13 protein-coding genes are annotated in these 16,250 nt (G+C 69.9%); all 13 read left to right on the top strand.

Translation table 11 applies throughout. The features are described from left to right. The first annotated feature begins 12 nt into the window (after positions 1–12). Positions 13–690, top strand: coding sequence for an NADH-quinone oxidoreductase subunit B (locus AB0B97_RS06570; protein ID WP_234584640.1), 678 nt, complete (start codon positions 13–15; stop codon positions 688–690). A 55-nt stretch (positions 691–745) separates the two neighbouring features. After that, on the top strand, positions 746–1,483 hold the full coding sequence (locus AB0B97_RS06565; protein WP_357491199.1) for an NADH-quinone oxidoreductase subunit C: 738 nt from the start codon (positions 746–748) through the stop codon (positions 1,481–1,483). A gap of 112 nt (positions 1,484–1,595) precedes the next feature. Then, positions 1,596–2,921 carry an NADH-quinone oxidoreductase subunit D gene (locus AB0B97_RS06560; protein ID WP_234584613.1) on the top strand — a complete coding sequence of 442 codons (1,326 nt, stop codon included), beginning with the start codon at positions 1,596–1,598 and terminating at the stop codon, positions 2,919–2,921. Next, entirely contained in the window at positions 2,918–4,078 is a 1,161-nt protein-coding gene (nuoE, locus tag AB0B97_RS06555) for an NADH-quinone oxidoreductase subunit NuoE (protein ID WP_357491196.1), read from the top strand. The genes AB0B97_RS06560 and nuoE overlap by 4 nt, the downstream gene beginning before the upstream one ends. Beyond that, positions 4,075–5,391, top strand: a complete 1,317-nt coding sequence (gene nuoF, locus AB0B97_RS06550) for an NADH-quinone oxidoreductase subunit NuoF (protein WP_234584607.1) — start codon at positions 4,075–4,077, stop codon at positions 5,389–5,391. Before nuoE ends, nuoF begins: the two co-directional genes overlap by 4 nt. Further along, complete coding sequence (locus AB0B97_RS06545; RefSeq protein ID WP_357491194.1) at positions 5,391–7,898, top strand: NADH-quinone oxidoreductase subunit G; 2,508 nt, start codon at positions 5,391–5,393, stop codon at positions 7,896–7,898. The genes nuoF and AB0B97_RS06545 overlap by 1 nt, the downstream gene beginning before the upstream one ends. Continuing rightward, positions 7,895–9,247, top strand: coding sequence for an NADH-quinone oxidoreductase subunit NuoH (gene nuoH, locus AB0B97_RS06540; protein ID WP_234584602.1), 1,353 nt, complete (start codon positions 7,895–7,897; stop codon positions 9,245–9,247). Before AB0B97_RS06545 ends, nuoH begins: the two co-directional genes overlap by 4 nt. A 1-nt stretch (position 9,248) precedes the next feature. Then, on the top strand, positions 9,249–9,890 hold the full coding sequence (gene nuoI, locus AB0B97_RS06535; protein ID WP_234584599.1) for an NADH-quinone oxidoreductase subunit NuoI: 642 nt from the start codon (positions 9,249–9,251) through the stop codon (positions 9,888–9,890). Beyond that, positions 9,887–10,657 (top strand): NADH-quinone oxidoreductase subunit J, encoded by a 771-nt coding sequence (locus AB0B97_RS06530; protein ID WP_357491191.1) that lies wholly within the window; start codon positions 9,887–9,889, stop codon positions 10,655–10,657. The genes nuoI and AB0B97_RS06530 overlap by 4 nt, the downstream gene beginning before the upstream one ends. A gap of 58 nt (positions 10,658–10,715) precedes the next feature. Next, positions 10,716–11,015, top strand: a complete 300-nt coding sequence (gene nuoK, locus AB0B97_RS06525; RefSeq protein WP_357491189.1) for an NADH-quinone oxidoreductase subunit NuoK — start codon at positions 10,716–10,718, stop codon at positions 11,013–11,015. Between the two features lie 11 nt (positions 11,016–11,026). Then, a complete protein-coding gene (gene nuoL / locus AB0B97_RS06520) occupies positions 11,027–12,952 on the top strand; it encodes an NADH-quinone oxidoreductase subunit L (RefSeq protein WP_357491187.1) in 1,926 nt (641 codons plus the stop codon). 64 nt (positions 12,953–13,016) lie between these two features. After that, positions 13,017–14,552, top strand: coding sequence for an NADH-quinone oxidoreductase subunit M (locus tag AB0B97_RS06515; RefSeq protein ID WP_234584591.1), 1,536 nt, complete (start codon positions 13,017–13,019; stop codon positions 14,550–14,552). A 112-nt stretch (positions 14,553–14,664) separates the two neighbouring features. After that, a complete protein-coding gene (nuoN, locus tag AB0B97_RS06510; RefSeq protein ID WP_234584574.1) occupies positions 14,665–16,218 on the top strand; it encodes an NADH-quinone oxidoreductase subunit NuoN in 1,554 nt (517 codons plus the stop codon). Positions 16,219–16,250 lie beyond the last annotated feature (32 nt).

Below are 16,250 nucleotides of genomic sequence, written 5' to 3'. Positions count from 1 at the left end.
AAGGAACGTCAGATGGGCATCGAGGAGAAGCTCCCCGCCGGCGTCCTGCTCACCTCGGTGGAGAAGCTGGTCAACTGGTCCCGGAAGTCGTCCGTGTGGGGCGCCACCTTCGGCCTGGCCTGCTGCGCCATCGAGATGATGGCCGCCGGTGGTCCGCACTACGACATGGGTCGCTGGGGCATGGAGGTCTTCCGGGCCTCGCCCCGGCAGGCCGACCTGATGATCGTGGCCGGCCGGGTGAGCCAGAAGATGGCACCGGTGCTGCGCCAGATCTACGACCAGATGGCCGAGCCCCGCTGGGTGCTCTCCATGGGCGTCTGCGCCAGCAGCGGCGGCATGTTCAACAACTACGCGATCGTCCAGGGCGTCGACCACGTCGTGCCTGTCGACATGTACCTGCCCGGCTGCCCGCCCCGGCCGGAGATGCTCATCGACGCGATCCTCAAGCTCCGCGAGAAGATCATGTATGAGCCGCTGGGCCCGAACGGTCGCAAGATGCTGGCGGCCCGCCAGGAGCGCGGCGACGTTCCGGTAGTGCCGTACGGCTCCATGCCGTCCTCGTACCGCAACGACAAGGCCCGGCGTGCCGAGTGGACCCAGGCGGTCCGCGAGGGGCGCGAGGAGCAGTTGCGGATCGAGAACTGGATGAACGCCCAGAACCACCTTCACGCGCAGCGGGGCCCCAAGTGAGCGCGAGGAGTGCAGCGAAGCGGAGCCCCGCAGGCGCGAACGGAGGGCAGGCGCAGTGACCGCACCGAACGACAGGACCAACGACGGGGGTGTGCCGGTGCCGGTCACCCCGGCCGGCGCCAGCGGCACCGCCCCGGCCGAGTACCCGCCGTCCAGCCCGGCGGGGCGCGGCATGTTCGGCAACCAGGGCACGGGCGACGTGTCCGGCTACGGCGGCCTGGTCCGCCAGCGCCAGCCCATCGAGGAGGCGTCCCGCCCGTACGGGGGCTACTTCGACGAGGTCCGCGACGCTCTCGAAGAGGCGTACCCGGCCTTCGGCGACGCGATCGAGAAGGTGGTCGTCGACCGGGGCGAGCTGACCCTGCACGTCCGCCCGGAGCGGATCGCCGAGGTCTGCCAGGTGCTGCGGGACGACCTGGCGTTGCGCTTCGAGCTGTGCTCCTCGGTGTCCGGGGTGGACTACCTCGGCGCCGACGAGCGCCGGCTGCACGTGGTCTACCTGCTCACCTCGATGACCTACCGGCGTCGGATCCGGCTGGAGGCCGCGGTCTCCGTCGAAGCGCCGCACCTGCCCAGCGTCACCGCCATCTACCCGACCGCGGACTGGCAGGAGCGGGAGGCGTACGACATGTTCGGCATCGTCTTCGACGGCCACCCCAACCTGACCCGGATCCTCATGCCGGACGACTGGGAGGGCCACCCGCAGCGCAAGGACTACCCGCTCGGTGGCGTGCCTGTCGAGTACAAGGGCGCCGAGATCCCGCCGCCGGACCGCAGGAGGTCGTACCAGTGAGCGCGAGGAGTGCAGCAGGTCGGCGCCCCATCCGCCCGCGCGAGGAGCGAGCGGAGCGAGCCCCGCAGTCGCGGGCAGGGGACCACCCAGTCGCGAACGGAAGGCCGGTGCTGTGACCACGTCGAACTACGCGACCGAACGCGAGACCACCGAGGGCCGGGTCTTCACCGTCACCGGTGGGGACTGGGACACTGTCGTCTCGGGCACCGACCCGATCAACGACGAGCGGATCGTGGTCAACATGGGTCCGCAGCACCCGTCCACGCACGGGGTGCTGCGACTGATCCTGGAGCTGGAGGGCGAGACGGTCCGCGAGGCCCGCTCGGTCGTCGGCTACCTGCACACGGGCATCGAGAAGAACCTCGAATACCGCAACTGGGTCCAGGGTTCGACGTTCGTGACCCGGATGGACTACCTCGCCCCGATCTTCAACGAGACGGGTTACGCCCTCGCGGTCGAGAAGCTGCTCGGCATCACCGACGACATCACCGAGCGGGCCACCACCATCCGCGTGCTGATGATGGAGCTCAACCGGATCTCGTCGCACCTGGTCTGGCTGGCCACCACCGGCATGGAGCTGGGCGCGATCTCGATCATGCTGTACGGCTTCCGCGAGCGGGAGTACATCCTCGACATCTTCGAGACCATCACCGGCCTGCGGATGAACCACGCGTACGTCCGCCCGGGCGGTGTCGCGCAGGACGTGCCGGACGAGGCGATCGTCAAGATCCGCGAGTTCCTGAAGATGATGCCGAAGAAGCTCAAGGAGTACGAGGACCTGCTCTCCGGTCAGCCCATCTGGCTCGAGCGGACGAAGAACGTCGCGGTGCTGGACGTGACCGGCTGCGTGGCGCTCGGCATCACCGGTCCGGTGCTGCGTTCGGCCGGGCTCGCCTGGGACCTGCGCAAGACCATGCCGTACTGCGGCTACGAGACGTACGAGTTCGACGTGCCGACCCACCCCGACGGCGACGTGTGGGGTCGCTACCAGGTGCGGCTCGCCGAGATCCGCGAGTCGATGAAGCTGGTCGAGCAGGCGTTGGACCGGCTGCGGCCGGGCCCGGTGATGGTCGCCGACCGCAAGATCGCGTGGCCCGCGCAGCTCGCCATCGGCGTCGACGGCATGGGTAACTCGCTGGAGCACGTCGCGAAGATCATGGGTCAGTCGATGGAGTCGCTGATCCACCACTTCAAGCTGGTGACCGAGGGTTTCCGGGTTCCGCCCGGCCAGGTGTACGTCGCCATCGAGGCGCCCCGCGGCGAGTTGGGCGTGCACGCGGTCTCCGACGGCGGCACCCGGCCGTACCGGGTGCACTACCGGGAGCCGAGCTTCGTCAACCTCCAGGCCCTCCCGGCGATGGCCGAGGGTGGCCTCATCGCCGACGTGATCGCCGGCGGCGCCTCGCTGGACCCCGTGATGGGTGGTTGTGACCGATGAGTGTTTTCACCGAAGAGACGCGGGAGCGGGCACGCGAGATCATCGCCCGCTATCCGGCGGACCGGTCCCGCTCGGCGCTGCTGCCGCTGCTGCACCTGGTCCAGTCCCAGGAGGGGTACGTGTCCCCGGCCGGGGTCACGTTCTGCGCCGAGGTGCTCGGGCTGAACAAGGCCCAGGTCGGCGCGGTGGCCACCTTCTACACGATGTACAAGCGCAAGCCCACCGGTGACTTCCTGGTCAGCGTCTGCACCAACACGATGTGCAACGTGCTGGGCGGCCAGGAGGTCTACGACACCCTCGTCGAGCATCTGGGTGTCGGGCATGACGAGACGACCGCGGACGGCACGATCACGCTGGAGCACGCCGAGTGCCTGGCGGCCTGCGACTACGGCCCGGTGATGACCGTCAACTACGACTTCTTCGACGGCGTGGACCCGTCCACGGCGGTCGGCGTGGTCGACGAGCTGCGCGCGGGTGGCCGGCCGATGCCGACGCGCGGGGCGCGGCTCTGCACGCTCAAGGAGATGGCGGTGCAGCTCGCCGGTTTCGCCGACGAGCGCGACGGCGCGGTAGCCGACGGCGGGCCGGGCGAGCCGACCCTGCAGGGTCTGCGGCTGGCGCAGGAGCACAACGTCTCGGTGCCGGGCTTCGACCCGAACACCCCGATCCGCAGCAAGGCCGAGGCCGACAAGGCCGCCGCCGAGGCGAAGGCGAAGGCGGAGGCCGCCAAGCCGGCGCCCGCCGAGGCCAGCGCGGCACCGGTAAAGGGTGGCGACGGGGCGTCCGCCCCGACCGGGGTCGCCGAGCCGGCGAAGCCGGAGGCCGCCACCGGCAGCACCGCACCCGACGTCAAGGCACCTGACGACAAGTCGCCGCAGGTGCGTACCGCCGAGACCCGGCAGCCGGACGCGGGCACGGCCGTGCCGGACGCTCCTGGCACCAAGGTTCCGGTGGACGGCACCGGCACGGCGCCCGAAGCTGGCGACGCACGGTCGGCCGAGGCCGCCGGCGCGGCGGCCAACCCGCCGGCCGGCGACGGCAAGCCCGCCGGCGACGAAGCCGGGGCGCAGGAGCGCAACCTCACCGAAGCGAAGGCCGGGACGGACGCCGACGGCGCCGGATCGGCGGACGCGAGCGAAACGGGGGCCCAGAAGTGACCACTCCCCGCCCGGAGACGCTGGCCAAGCTGACGCCGGTGCTGACCAAGCGCTGGCTGTCGCCGGACGCCTGGCGGATCGGCACGTACGAGCAGCTCGACGGCTACGCCGCGCTGCGCAAGGCGCTCAAGGCACACCCGGACGACCTGATCCAGCTGATCAAGGATTCCGGTCTGCGCGGTCGCGGTGGCGCCGGCTTCCCCACCGGCCTCAAGTGGGGCTTCATCCCGCAGGGCGACGGCAAGCCGCACTACCTGGTGGTCAACGCCGACGAGGGCGAGCCGGGCACCTGCAAGGACCTGCCGCTGATGACCCACGACCCGCACGCGCTGGTCGAGGGCGTGATCATCGCGTCGTACGCGATCCGGGCCAGCCGCGCGTACATCTACATCCGGGGCGAGGCGGTGCACGCCGCGCGCCGGCTGCGCAACGCGGTCCAGGAGGCGTACGACAAGGGCTACCTCGGCCGGAACATCCTGCGCAGCGGCTACGACCTGGAGCTGGTGGTGCACTCCGGCGCCGGGGCGTACATCTGCGGCGAGGAGACGGCGCTGCTGGACTCGCTGGAGGGGTTCCGGGGTCAGCCCCGGCTGCGCCCGCCGTTCCCGGCCACCCACGGCCTGTACGCGAGCCCGACGGTGGTCAACAACGTCGGCACCATCGCCAGCGTGCCGCCGATCGTGCTCGGTGGCGCCGACTGGTGGAAGACCATGGGCACCGAGAAGTCCTCCGGCCCGATGATCTACTCGCTCTCCGGCCGCATCAACAACCCCGGCCAGTACGAGTGCTCGATGGGCATCACGCTGCGCGAACTGCTGGAGCTGGCCGGTGGCATGCAGCCCGGTCACAACCTGAAGTTCTGGACCCCGGGCGGCTCGTCCACCCCGCTGCTCGCCGCCGAGCACCTGGACGTGCCACTGGACTTCGAGGGCGTGGCGGCGGCCGGCTCGATCCTCGGCACCACTGCCACGCAGATCTTCTCCGACCAGGACTGCCCGGTCTACGCGACGTACCGGTGGCTGGAGTTCTACCACCACGAGTCGTGCGGCAAGTGCACCCCGTGCCGCGAGGGCAACTACTGGATGGTCCGGGTCTACCGGCGGATCCTCTCGGGTCAGGGCACCCACGAGGACCTGGACACCCTTCTGGACACCTGCGACAACATCCTCGGCCGCTCGTTCTGCGGCCTCGGTGACGGTGCGACCAGCTCGGTGACCTCGTCGCTGAAGTACTTCAAGCAGGACTACCTCGACTACATCGAGGGACGTACCGCACCCAAGCTGTCGGAGAAGACCCTGGTAGGGGCGCACTGATGACCGACGTAGCCAAGCAGACCGAAACCGTCACGCTCACCATCGACGGCGTCGAGGTCACCGCCCCGAAGGGGACGCTGCTGATCCGGGCCGCCGAGCAGATGGGCACCGAGATCCCCCGGTTCTGCGACCACCCGCTGCTGGCCCCGGCCGGCGCGTGCCGCCAGTGCCTGGTCGAGGTGGAGGGGCAGCGCAAGCCGGTCGCCTCCTGCACCCAGACCGTCGCCGACGGCATGGTGGTCCGCACCCAGCTCACCTCGCCGGTCGCCAAGAAGGCGCAGGAGGGGGTGATGGAGCTTCTCCTGCTCAACCACCCCCTGGACTGCCCCATGTGTGACAAGGGCGGCGAGTGCCCCCTGCAGAACCAGGCGATGTCCACCGGCCGCACCGACTCGCGCTTCCACGAGCACAAGCGGGAGTACGAGAAGCCGATGGCGATCAGCAGCCAGGTGCTGCTGGACCGCGAGCGGTGCGTGCTGTGCCAGCGCTGCACCCGGTTCTCCGAGGAGATCGCCGGCGACAAGTTCATCGACCTGATGGGCCGGTCGTCCGCCGAGGAGATCAACATCTACCGGGACGACGCGTACGGCGAGGAGGGTGACGCCGGTGACGTGCCGTTCAACTCCTACTTCTCCGGCAACACCGTGCAGATCTGCCCGGTGGGCGCACTGACCGGCGCGCAGTACCGGTTCCGGGCCCGCCCGTTCGACCTGGTGTCCAGCCCGAGCGTCTGCGAGCACTGCTCGGCCGGCTGCGGGCAGCGCACCGACTGGCGGCGCGGCAAGGTGCTGCGCCGGCTCGCCGGTGACGAGCCGGCGGTGAACGAGGAGTGGAACTGCGACAAGGGCCGCTGGGGTTTCCAGTACACCCGCGCCGCCGACCGCCTGACCAACCCGCTGGTCCGCGACGAGCACACCGGTGAGCTGCGGGAGGCGTCCTGGAGTGAGGCGCTGACCCGGGCCGCCGAGGGGCTGCACGCGGCCCGCGAGGGTGGCCAGGGCACTGCGGTGCTCACCGGCGGTCGGCTGACCGTCGAGGACGCGTACGCGTACGCCAAGTTCGCCCGCGTCGCGCTGAACACCAACGACATCGACTTCCGGGCCCGGCCGGTCTCCCGCGAGGAGGCCGACTTCCTGGCCAGCTCGGTCGCCGGGGTCACCGACGTCACCTACACCGACGTGGAGAACGCGCCGGCGGTGGTGCTTGTCGGCCTGGAGCCGGAGGAGGAGTGCCCGATCCTCTTCCTGCGGCTGCGCAAGGCGTACCTCAAGAAGACCCTGACGGTGTACGCGCTGGCGCCGTTCGCCACCCGCGGCCTGGAGAAGCTCGGCGCCAAGCTGGCCCGGGTCGTGCCGGGCGAGGAGGCCAGCGTGCTCGCCGAGCACGCCACGGTCACCGAGGCGCTCAGCGCCCCGGGCGCGATCCTCATCGTCGGTGAGCGGCTGGCCACCGTGCCGGGCGGGCTCTCCGCCGCGGCCGACGTGGCCCGGCGTACCGGCGCGAAGCTGGCCTGGGTGCCGCGGCGCGCGGGTGACCGCGGCGCTGTCGACGCCGGCTGCCTGCCCAACCTGCTCCCCGGTGGCCGACTGGTCACCGAGCCGGCGGCGCGGGCCGAGCTGGGCGAGGCGTGGGACATCCCGGCCGGGGTGATCCCGAGCCAGGCCGGTCGGGACACCGACGGCATCCTCGCGGCGGCGGCCAACGGGCAGCTCGGTGCGCTGGTGGTCGGCGGTGTCGACCCGGCCGACCTGGCCGACCCGCGGCTGGCCGAAGCCGCTCTGGACGCGGTGCCGTTCCTGGTCAGCCTGGAACTGCGCGCGAGCGCGGTCACCCGCCGGGCCGACGTGGTGCTGCCGGTGGCGCCGGTGGTCGAGAAGGCCGGCAGCTTCCTGGACTGGGAGGGTCGCCTGCGTCCGTTCGAGGCGGTGCTGAACACGGCCGCGATGACCGACGGCCGGGTGCTCGACGCGCTGGCCGCCCTGCTCGACGTGCGGCTCGGCACCGCCGACGTGCCGAGTGTGCGTCGCGAGCTGGGCTCGCTGCCTGCCACGCGCACGTCCCGGCCGTCCGCACCGTCGGTGTCGCCGGGGACGGTGCCGCACCCGCGTGCCGGGGAGGCAGTGCTGGCGACCTGGCACCAGCTGGTCGACCTCGGCACCCTGACCGACGGCGACGAGCACCTCGCCGGCACCGCCCGCCCGCCGGTCGTCCGGCTGGGCAAGGGCACCGCCGAGGCACTCGGTGTCGCCGACGGGGACGCGGTCACGGTGGGCACCGACCGCGGGGCGCTGACCCTGCCGGCGGAGCTGACCGAGATGCCGGACGGCGTCGTCTGGCTGCCGACCAACTCACCCGGTTCGACAGTGCGGCGCAGCCTCGGGGCGGCATCCGGCACGGTCGTCCGGATCTCCGTTCCCGCACCGAGCGCTACCGTTCCGGCCGGGCGGGTCGCGGCGGACGAGGCCGGTCTCCCGGGTCCGCTGCTCAACACTGGGGGTAACCAGTGACACCGTCACTCCTGGCCCAGGACCCGACGCTTGCCGACTTCGGTCGGGATCCGTGGTGGCTGGTCCTTGGCAAGATCGTCTTCGCGTTCGCCTTCGGTCTGCTGGCCACCCTGCTCGGTGTCTGGTTCGAGCGGCGGGTCGTGGGCTACATGCAGGTGCGGCCCGGCCCCAACCAGGTCGGCCCGTTCGGCCTGCTGCAGACCCTCGCCGACGGCCTCAAGATGGCCTTCAAGGAGGACATCCTGCCGAAGGCGGCCGACAAGGTCGTCTACTTCTTCGCCCCGACGATCTCGGTGATCTGCGCGGTCACCGCCCTGTCGGTGGTGCCGTTCGGCCCGATGGTGAGCATCGCCGGTCACCACACGCCGTTGCAGGTCACCGACGTGCCGGTGGCGGTGCTGCTGCTGCTGGCCTGCTCCTCGATGGGCGTCTACGGCATCGTGCTGGGCGGGTGGGCCTCCGGCTCGACGTACCCGCTGCTCGGCGGCCTGCGGTCGAGCGCCCAGATGATCTCGTACGAGGTCGCCATGGGACTCTCCATCGTGGCCGTCTTCATGACGGCCGGCACGATGAGCACGAGCGGGATCGTCGCCGCCCAGGGTGACGCCACCCGACTGACCATCGGCGGCTACGAGATCCCGGCGCCGGGCTGGTACGCGATCCTGCTGCTGCCCAGCTTCATCATCTTCTTCATCGCCACCGTCGGCGAGACCAACCGGGCGCCCTTCGACCTGCCCGAGGCCGAGTCGGAGCTGGTCGCCGGCTTCATGACGGAGTACAGCTCGCTGAAGTTCGCGCTCTTCATGCTCAGCGAGTACGTCGCCATGGTGACCATGTCCGCGGTCACCACCACGCTGTTCCTGGGCGGCTGGCGGGCGCCGTGGCCGATCACGCTGTGGGAGGGCGCCAACTCCGGTTGGTGGCCGATGCTCTGGTTCTTCGGCAAGGTGATCGCGCTGGTCTTCGTCTTCGTCTGGCTGCGTGGCACGCTGCCTCGGCTGCGCTACGACCAGTTCATGCGCTTCGGCTGGAAGGTGCTGCTGCCGATCAACCTGGTCTGGATCCTGGTCCTGTCGGGCCTGCGTTCCATCGAGGGTTGGGACTGGAAGGGCAAGGCGATCGCGGTCGGCATTCCGGCCGGCATCGCGCTGATCGCCACGCTCTTCTGGCCGAGTCGGAAGCCGCAGCCGACGCCGACGACGCAGGAACAGGTCGACAACCGGCCGTACGGGAGCTTCCCGTTGCCGCCGATGGATCTACAGGTACCACCGAGCCCGCGTATCACGCGCGTGGTCGCCGAGCGGGAGCCGGCCAACATCGTCGCCGGCTCGGACTCCAGGGAGGTGTGACGTGGGCGCGATCACCGGAACGTTCAAGGGATTCGGTGTCACCTTCTCGCACATGTTCAGGAAGGTCGTCACCACCGACTATCCGTTCAAGCCGCCGGTGTCGGCGCCGCGCTACCACGGGCGGCACATCCTCAACCGGCACCCGGACGGCCTGGAGAAGTGCATCGGCTGCGAGCTGTGCGCCTGGGCCTGCCCGGCGGACGCGATCTACGTCGAGGGCGGCGACAACACCGACGAGCAGCGTTTCTCGCCCGGTGAGCGGTTCGCCAGCACCTACCAGATCAACTACGCGCGGTGCATCTTCTGCGGGCTCTGCATCGAGGCCTGCCCGACCCGTTCGCTCACGATGAGCAACGAGTACGAGCTGGCACGGGACAACCGGCAGGACCTGATCTTCACGAAGGAGCAGCTGCTCGCTCCGCTGCTCGAGGGCATGGAGCAGCCGCCGCACCCGATGCGGCTGGGCGACAGCGAGAAGGACTACTACGTCGGCGCGCTGGACAACCCGGGCACCTCCGCCGGTGCCGAGACGTCCCCCATGGGTCCCGGCCGCTACCAGGTCGAGGAGCACCCCGGCGTGACGTTCCCGGGTGCCGAGCAGGCCGCCCAGCGCGCGGCGGCCGGCAAGGGAGAGGGAGCATGACCACGTCTACGGTGCTGGCCGCGGCGGGCGGTGTGTCCGGCGGCGAGGAGGTCACCTTCTGGATCCTCGCGCCGCTCGCGCTCATCGGCGCGATCGGGATGGTGGCGGCCCGCAACGCGGTGCACTCGGCGCTCTGGCTGGTGCTCACGATGCTCTGCCTGGGCGTGTTCTACGTGCTCCAGGCCGGGCCGTTCATCGGCATGGTGCAGATCATCGTCTACACCGGCGCGATCATGATGCTCTTCCTGTTCGTGCTGATGCTGGTCGGCCGGGACGCCTCCGACTCGCTGATCGAAACGCTGCGCGGCCAGCGGGTCGCCGCGATCCTGCTGGGCCTCGGCTTCGCCGGCCTGGTCGGCACCGCCGTCTACAACGCCATGGACAAGACCACTGCGGTCGGCCTGGACCAGGCCAACGCCGAAGGCAACGTGCAGGGCATCGCCCGGCTGCTGTTCACCAAGTACGTCTTCGCGTTCGAGCTGACCTCGGCGCTGCTGATCACCGCGGCGGTCGGCGCCATGGTGCTCGCGCACATCGAGCGGCGTAAGCAGGACAAGGTCGACCAGGTGTCGACCATGCGGGCGCGCTTCGCGCCGGGCAACTACCCCGGACCCAAGCCGGGCCCCGGCGTCTTCGCCACCTCCTCCTCGGTGGCCACCCCGGCACGGCTGCCGGACGGCCGGCTCACCGAGCGGAGCACGCCGGACATCCTGCCGGTCCGCGAGCTGACCGCGCAGGAGACCACGCTGAAGGGGACCGACAGGTGAGCGCGAGGAGTGCAGCGAAGCGGAGCCCCGCAGTCGCGAACGAAAGGCTGGCCCAGCGATGACACCCAATCATTACCTCGTGCTGGCGGCGGTGCTGTTCACCATCGGCGCGTCCGGGGTGCTCGTCCGGCGCAACGCGATCGTGCTGTTCATGTGTGTCGAGCTGATGCTCAACGCGGCCAACCTGACGCTGGTCACCTTCAGCCGTATCAACGGTGACCTCAACGGCCAGATCATGGCGTTCTTCGTGATGGTGGTGGCCGCGGCCGAGGTCGTCGTCGGCCTCGCGATCATCATGTCCATCTTCCGGACCCGGCGCTCGGCGAGTGTCGACGACGCCAACCTGCTCAAGTACTAAGGGGCAAGCGAGTGGAAGAGACTGTGCAGTACGCAGAGGCCACGGGCTTGCTCGGCAGCGTCTGGCTGCTGGTGGCGATCCCGCTGGTCAGCGCGGCCATCCTGCTGCTGCTCGGCCGGCGGGCCGACCGCTGGGGGCACTGGTTGGGCGTCGCGGCCATCGGGGCCGCGTTCGTGCTCGGGCTGGCGTCCTTCTTCCAGCTGCGCGGCCTGGAGAACAAGTCGGCCGAGCTGAGCCTCTGGGACTTCATCGCGGTCGGTGACCTGCGGGTCGACTTCGGCCTGCTGTTCGACCCGCTGGCCGCGGTCTTCGTCCTCCTGATCACCGGCGTCGGATTCCTGATCCACCTGTACGCCGTCGAGTACATGGCGCACGACGCGGGTCGCCGCCGGTTCTTCGCGTACTTCAACCTGTTCGTCGCGGCCATGCTGCTGCTGGTGCTCGGCAACAACTACGTGATGCTGTACTTCGGCTGGGAGGGCGTCGGTCTGGCGTCGTACCTGCTGATCTCCTTCTGGTACGGGCGGCCGAGCGCCGCCACAGCCGGCAAGAAGGCGTTCCTGATGAACCGGGTCGGCGACACCGGCCTCGCCATCGGCATCTTCATCATGTTCGCGACCCTGGGCACCACCCAGTACGACGAGGTGTTCAACGGTGTCGGCGCGCTGACCGGCACCACGGTGCTGGTGCTCGGCCTGCTGCTGCTGCTCGGTGCGGCCGGTAAGTCCGGCCAGTTCCCGCTCCAGGCATGGCTGCCGGACGCGATGGAGGGCCCCACCCCGGTGTCGGCGCTCATCCACGCCGCCACCATGGTCACCGCCGGCGTCTACCTGATCGCCCGGTCGAACCCGATCTTCTCCGCCAACTCGACGCTCCAGCTCGTGGTGGTCAGCGTCGGTGCGCTCACCCTGCTGATGGGCTGCATCATCGGCGCGGCGAAGGACGACATCAAGCGGGTGCTGGCCTGGTCGACGGTCAGCCAGATCGGCTACATGTTCCTCGGCGTCGGCCTGGGCGGTGGCGCGTACGCGCTGGCCATCGTGCACCTGCTGGCGCACGGCTTCTTCAAGGCCAACATGTTCCTGGGCGCCGGTTCGGTCATGCACGGGATGAAGGACCAGGTGGACATCCGCCGCTTCGGTGGGCTGTCGACGTACATGAAGGTCACCTGGCTGACGTTCATGATGGGCTGGCTGGCCATCATCGGCATGTTCCCGTTCTCGGGCTTCTTCTCGAAGGAGCCGATCATCGTGGCCGCCTTCGAGCGGGACGACTGGACGGCCTGGCTCTTCGGTGGTGCGGCGCTGCTCGGCGCGGGGCTGACCGCGTTCTACATGACGCGGCTGTTCGTGCTCACCTTCCACGGCCCGAAGCGGTGGACCGAGGACATCGAGCACCCGCACGAGTCGCCGAAGCTGATGACCATCCCGCTGATCCTGCTGGCTGTCGGTTCGGTCGGCGCCGGTTTCCTGCTCTCCACGTCCGTTCCGGACTGGCTGACCTCCACCGCCGGTCTGGGCGGTGAGCACGCCGAGCACGAGCCGGTCCTCTCGCACCTCGTGATCACCACGTTGTCGCTGCTGGTGACGGTGCTCGGCGCTGGACTGGCCTGGTTCCTGTTCCGGGCCGGTACGGCCACCGCGCCGCAGCCGGCCGGCGTGCTGGTCACCGCAGCCCGCCGCAACCTCTACACCGACGCGGTCAACGAGGCGGTCTTCGAGAAGCCGGGCATCTTCCTCACCCGGGCGCTGGTCTTCCTCGACAACCGGGGCATCGACGGGCTGGTCAACGGTCTCGCTGCTGGTGTCGGCGGCGGTTCGGGCCGGCTCCGGCGGCTGCAGACCGGTTTCGTCCGCTCGTACGCCACCTCGATCCTGGCCGGTGCGCTGCTGGTGATGGCGGCGTTCCTGGCGGTGCAGGCGGGGTGGTTGGCGTGATCGACCTGAATACGCCCGCCCCCGCCGGCGGACCACGCATCCACGACGGAGGTAAGGCCGCATAATGTCCAACTTCCCGTTCCTCTCGGTGCTCACCGTGGCGCCGCTGGTGGGCGCCCTGGTGGTGGCCTTCCTGCCGCGCCACCGGCCGGAGCTGGCCAAGCAGGTGGCGTTCGTCTGGTCGCTGCTGGTGCTGGTGCTCTCGGTGGTGATGTGGGTCAGCTTCAACGCGGGCGGTGACCGGTTCCAGTTCCGGGAGTCGTACACCTGGATCCCGAACTGGGGCGTCAGCTTCACGTTCGCCGCCGACGGCATCGCACTGGTGATGCTCATGCTGATCGCGGTGCTGGTGCCGCTGGTGATCCTCGCCTCCTGGCACGACGCGGAGTCCTCCAAGCGGTCCATTCCGGTCTACTTCGCGCTGCTGCTGATCCTCGAGAGCACGATGATCGGCGTCTTCGCGGCCGCCGACGTCTTCCTGTTCTACGTGTTCTTCGAGGTCATGCTGGTGCCGATGTACTTCCTGATCGGCAGCTACGGCGGTCACCAGCGGCAGTACGCGGCGGTGAAGTTCTTCCTCTACTCGCTTGTCGGCGGCCTGTTCATGCTGGCCGCGGTGATCGGCCTCTGGGTGGTCGGCGGGAAGACCTTCGACTGGCAGGCGCTGTCGCAGGTGGACATCAGCACCGGCACCGAGCGGTGGCTGTTCCTCGGCTTCTTCCTCGCGTTCGCCATCAAGGCCCCGTTCTTCCCGTTCCACACCTGGCTGCCCGACGCCGGTGGCGCCGCCCCGGCGGGCGCCGCCGCGCTGCTGGTCGGTGTGCTGGACAAGGTCGGCACGTTCGGGATCCTGCGCTACTGCCTGCCCCTGTTCCCGGAGGCGTCGAAGTGGTTCGCGCCGTGGGCGCTGGCGCTGGGCGTGATCGGCATCATCTACGCGGCGCTGCTGGCGGTCGGCCAGAACGACCTCAAGCGGCTCGTGTCGTACACGTCGATCGCGCACTTCGGGTTCATCGGGGTGGGCATCTTCGCCTTCACCACGCAGGCCGGCACGGGCGCGGTGCTCTACATGCTCAACCACGGTCTGGCCACCGGCCTGCTGTTCCTGGTGGTCGGCATGCTGATCTCCCGGCGCGGCTCGTCGTTGATCAGTGACTTCGGTGGCGCCGGCAAGCTGGTCCCGGTGCTCGCCGGCGTGCTGTTCTTCGCCGGTCTCGCCTCGCTCGCGCTGCCCGGCACCGCGCCGTTCATCTCCGAGTTCCTGGTGCTGATCGGCACCTTCACGGTGAACAAGCCGGTGGCGGTCATCGCCACTGTCGGCATCATCCTGGCGGCGGCGTACGTGCTGTGGATGGTGCAGCGCACCACGCAGGGCACGCTCAATCCGGCGCTGACCGAGGTCGACGGGATGCGCCGGGACCTCAACCTGCGCGAGAAGGTGGTGGTCGCCCCGCTGATCGCGCTGATCGTGCTGCTCGGCTTCTATCCCAAGCCGGTCACCGATGTGATCAACCCGGCCGTCCAGGCGACCATGGACGACATCGGCAGAACCGACCCGGCCCCGTCCGTGGGCGGCACCGTCCAGGAGGCGCAGCGGTGAGCGCGAGGAGTGCAGCGAGGCGGAGCCCCCGTCGCCCGCGTGAGGAGAGAGCGGAGCGAGCCCCGCAGTCGCGGGCAGAGGCTTGCGCAGTCGCGAACGGAAGGCTGGCCCAGTGACCGAGTTGAAATTGCCGTCGCTCGACTACGCGGCACTCGCCCCGATCATGATCATGCTGGGCACCGCGTTGCTCGGTGTGCTCGTCGAGGCGTTCGTGCCGCGGCGCTCGCGGCACGTCGTGCAGCTGACGCTGGCGCTGCTGGCCGTCCTCGCCGCGCTGACCATGGTGGTCCTCAACGCCGACGACCGGCTCGTCACGGCCGGTCAGGCCATCGCGGTGGACGGGCCGACGCTCTTCCTCCAGGGCGCCATCCTGGTGCTGGCCGCGATGGCGCTACTGCTGATCGGTGACCGTACCGTCGAGCGGGGCGGCGCGTTCGTCGCCCAGGCCGCGGTGACCGCCGAGTCCGCCGACGACCGGAAGCAGGCCGAGGGGCGCAACGGGCTCACCGAGGTCTACCCGCTCATCACGTTCGCGATCGGCGGCATGCTGATCTTCGTGGCGGCGAACGACCTGCTGACCATGTTCATCGCGCTGGAGGTCTTCTCCCTGCCGCTGTACCTGCTCTGCGCGCTGGCCCGCCGCCGGCGTCTGCTGAGCCAGGAAGCGGCGATGAAGTACTTCCTGCTCGGCGCGTACGCCTCGGCGTTCTTCCTGTTCGGGGTGGCCCTGATCTACGGCTTCACCGCAGGTGTTCCGGGCCGTTCGGCAGGTGTCGACTTCGCCACCGTCAACGCGGCGGTCAGCGAGTCGCCGGCCAGCCAGGTGCTGCTCTTCGCCGGCATGGCGCTGCTCGCCATCGGTCTGCTCTTCAAGGCCGCCGCCGCCCCGTTCCACGTGTGGACGCCGGACGTCTACCAGGGTGCGCCGACGCCGATCACTGGTTTCATGGCCGCCTGCACCAAGGTCGCGGCGTTCGGCGCGCTGCTGCGCGTCTTCCACGTCGCGTTCGAGGGCGGGGGCTGGGACTTCACGCCGGTGCTCGGTGCGGTGGCGGTGCTGACCATGCTGGTCGGCGCGGTGCTGGCGGTCACCCAGACGGACATCAAGCGGCTGCTCGCGTACTCCTCGATCGCCAACGCCGGCTACCTGCTGGTCGGTGTGCTGGCGCCGAGCCGGGACGGGCTCTCCGGCACGATGTTCTACCTGGTCGCGTACGGCTTCTCGGTGCTGGCCGCGTTCGCCGTGGTCACCCTGGTGCGCGACGCCGACGGCGAGGCCACCCACCTGTCCCGCTGGGCCGGGCTGGGGCGGCGCTCGCCGTTCTACGCCGGGCTGTTCACGTTCATCCTGCTCGCGTTCGCCGGTATTCCGCTGACCAGCGGCTTCACCAGCAAGTTCGCGGTCTTCGGGCCGGCGCTGGACGGCGGTCAGGCCTGGCTCGTCATCGCGGGTGTGCTGACCAGCATGGTGCTGGCGTTCCCGTACCTGCGGGTCGTGGTGATGATGTGGCTGTCCGAGCCGGGCGAGTCCACGCCGACGGTCACCGTGCCGGGCGGCCTCACGTCCGCCGCGCTGATGGTCGGCGTGCTGGCCACCCTGGTGCTGGGTGTCGCCCCTGGTCCGTTGCTCGACCTGGCTACCGGAGCCGCAGAATTCGTGCGGTGAGACGTACCTCGGACACCGGGGGTCGGCGCGCG

The sequence above is a fragment of the Micromonospora sp. NPDC049004 genome (assembly GCF_040649315.1).
Lineage (GTDB): Bacteria > Actinomycetota > Actinomycetes > Mycobacteriales > Micromonosporaceae > Micromonospora.
The sequence above is the reverse complement of the archived record's forward strand: the minus strand, read 5'-3'. Positions and strand labels throughout refer to the sequence as shown.

Bases quoted from the DNA above. Each gene is read 5' to 3' on its own strand.
- AB0B97_RS06570 (WP_234584640.1), top strand. From the start codon at position 13: ATGGGCATCGAGGAGAAGCTCCCCGCCGGCGTCCTGCTCACCTCGGTG.
- nuoK (WP_357491189.1), top strand. From the start codon at position 10,716: ATGACACCCAATCATTACCTCGTGCTGGCGGCGGTGCTGTTCACCATC.
- AB0B97_RS06515 (WP_234584591.1), top strand. From the start codon at position 13,017: ATGTCCAACTTCCCGTTCCTCTCGGTGCTCACCGTGGCGCCGCTGGTG.
- nuoE (WP_357491196.1), top strand. From the start codon at position 2,918: ATGAGTGTTTTCACCGAAGAGACGCGGGAGCGGGCACGCGAGATCATC.
- AB0B97_RS06530 (WP_357491191.1), top strand. From the start codon at position 9,887: ATGACCACGTCTACGGTGCTGGCCGCGGCGGGCGGTGTGTCCGGCGGC.
- AB0B97_RS06545 (WP_357491194.1), top strand. From the start codon at position 5,391: ATGACCGACGTAGCCAAGCAGACCGAAACCGTCACGCTCACCATCGAC.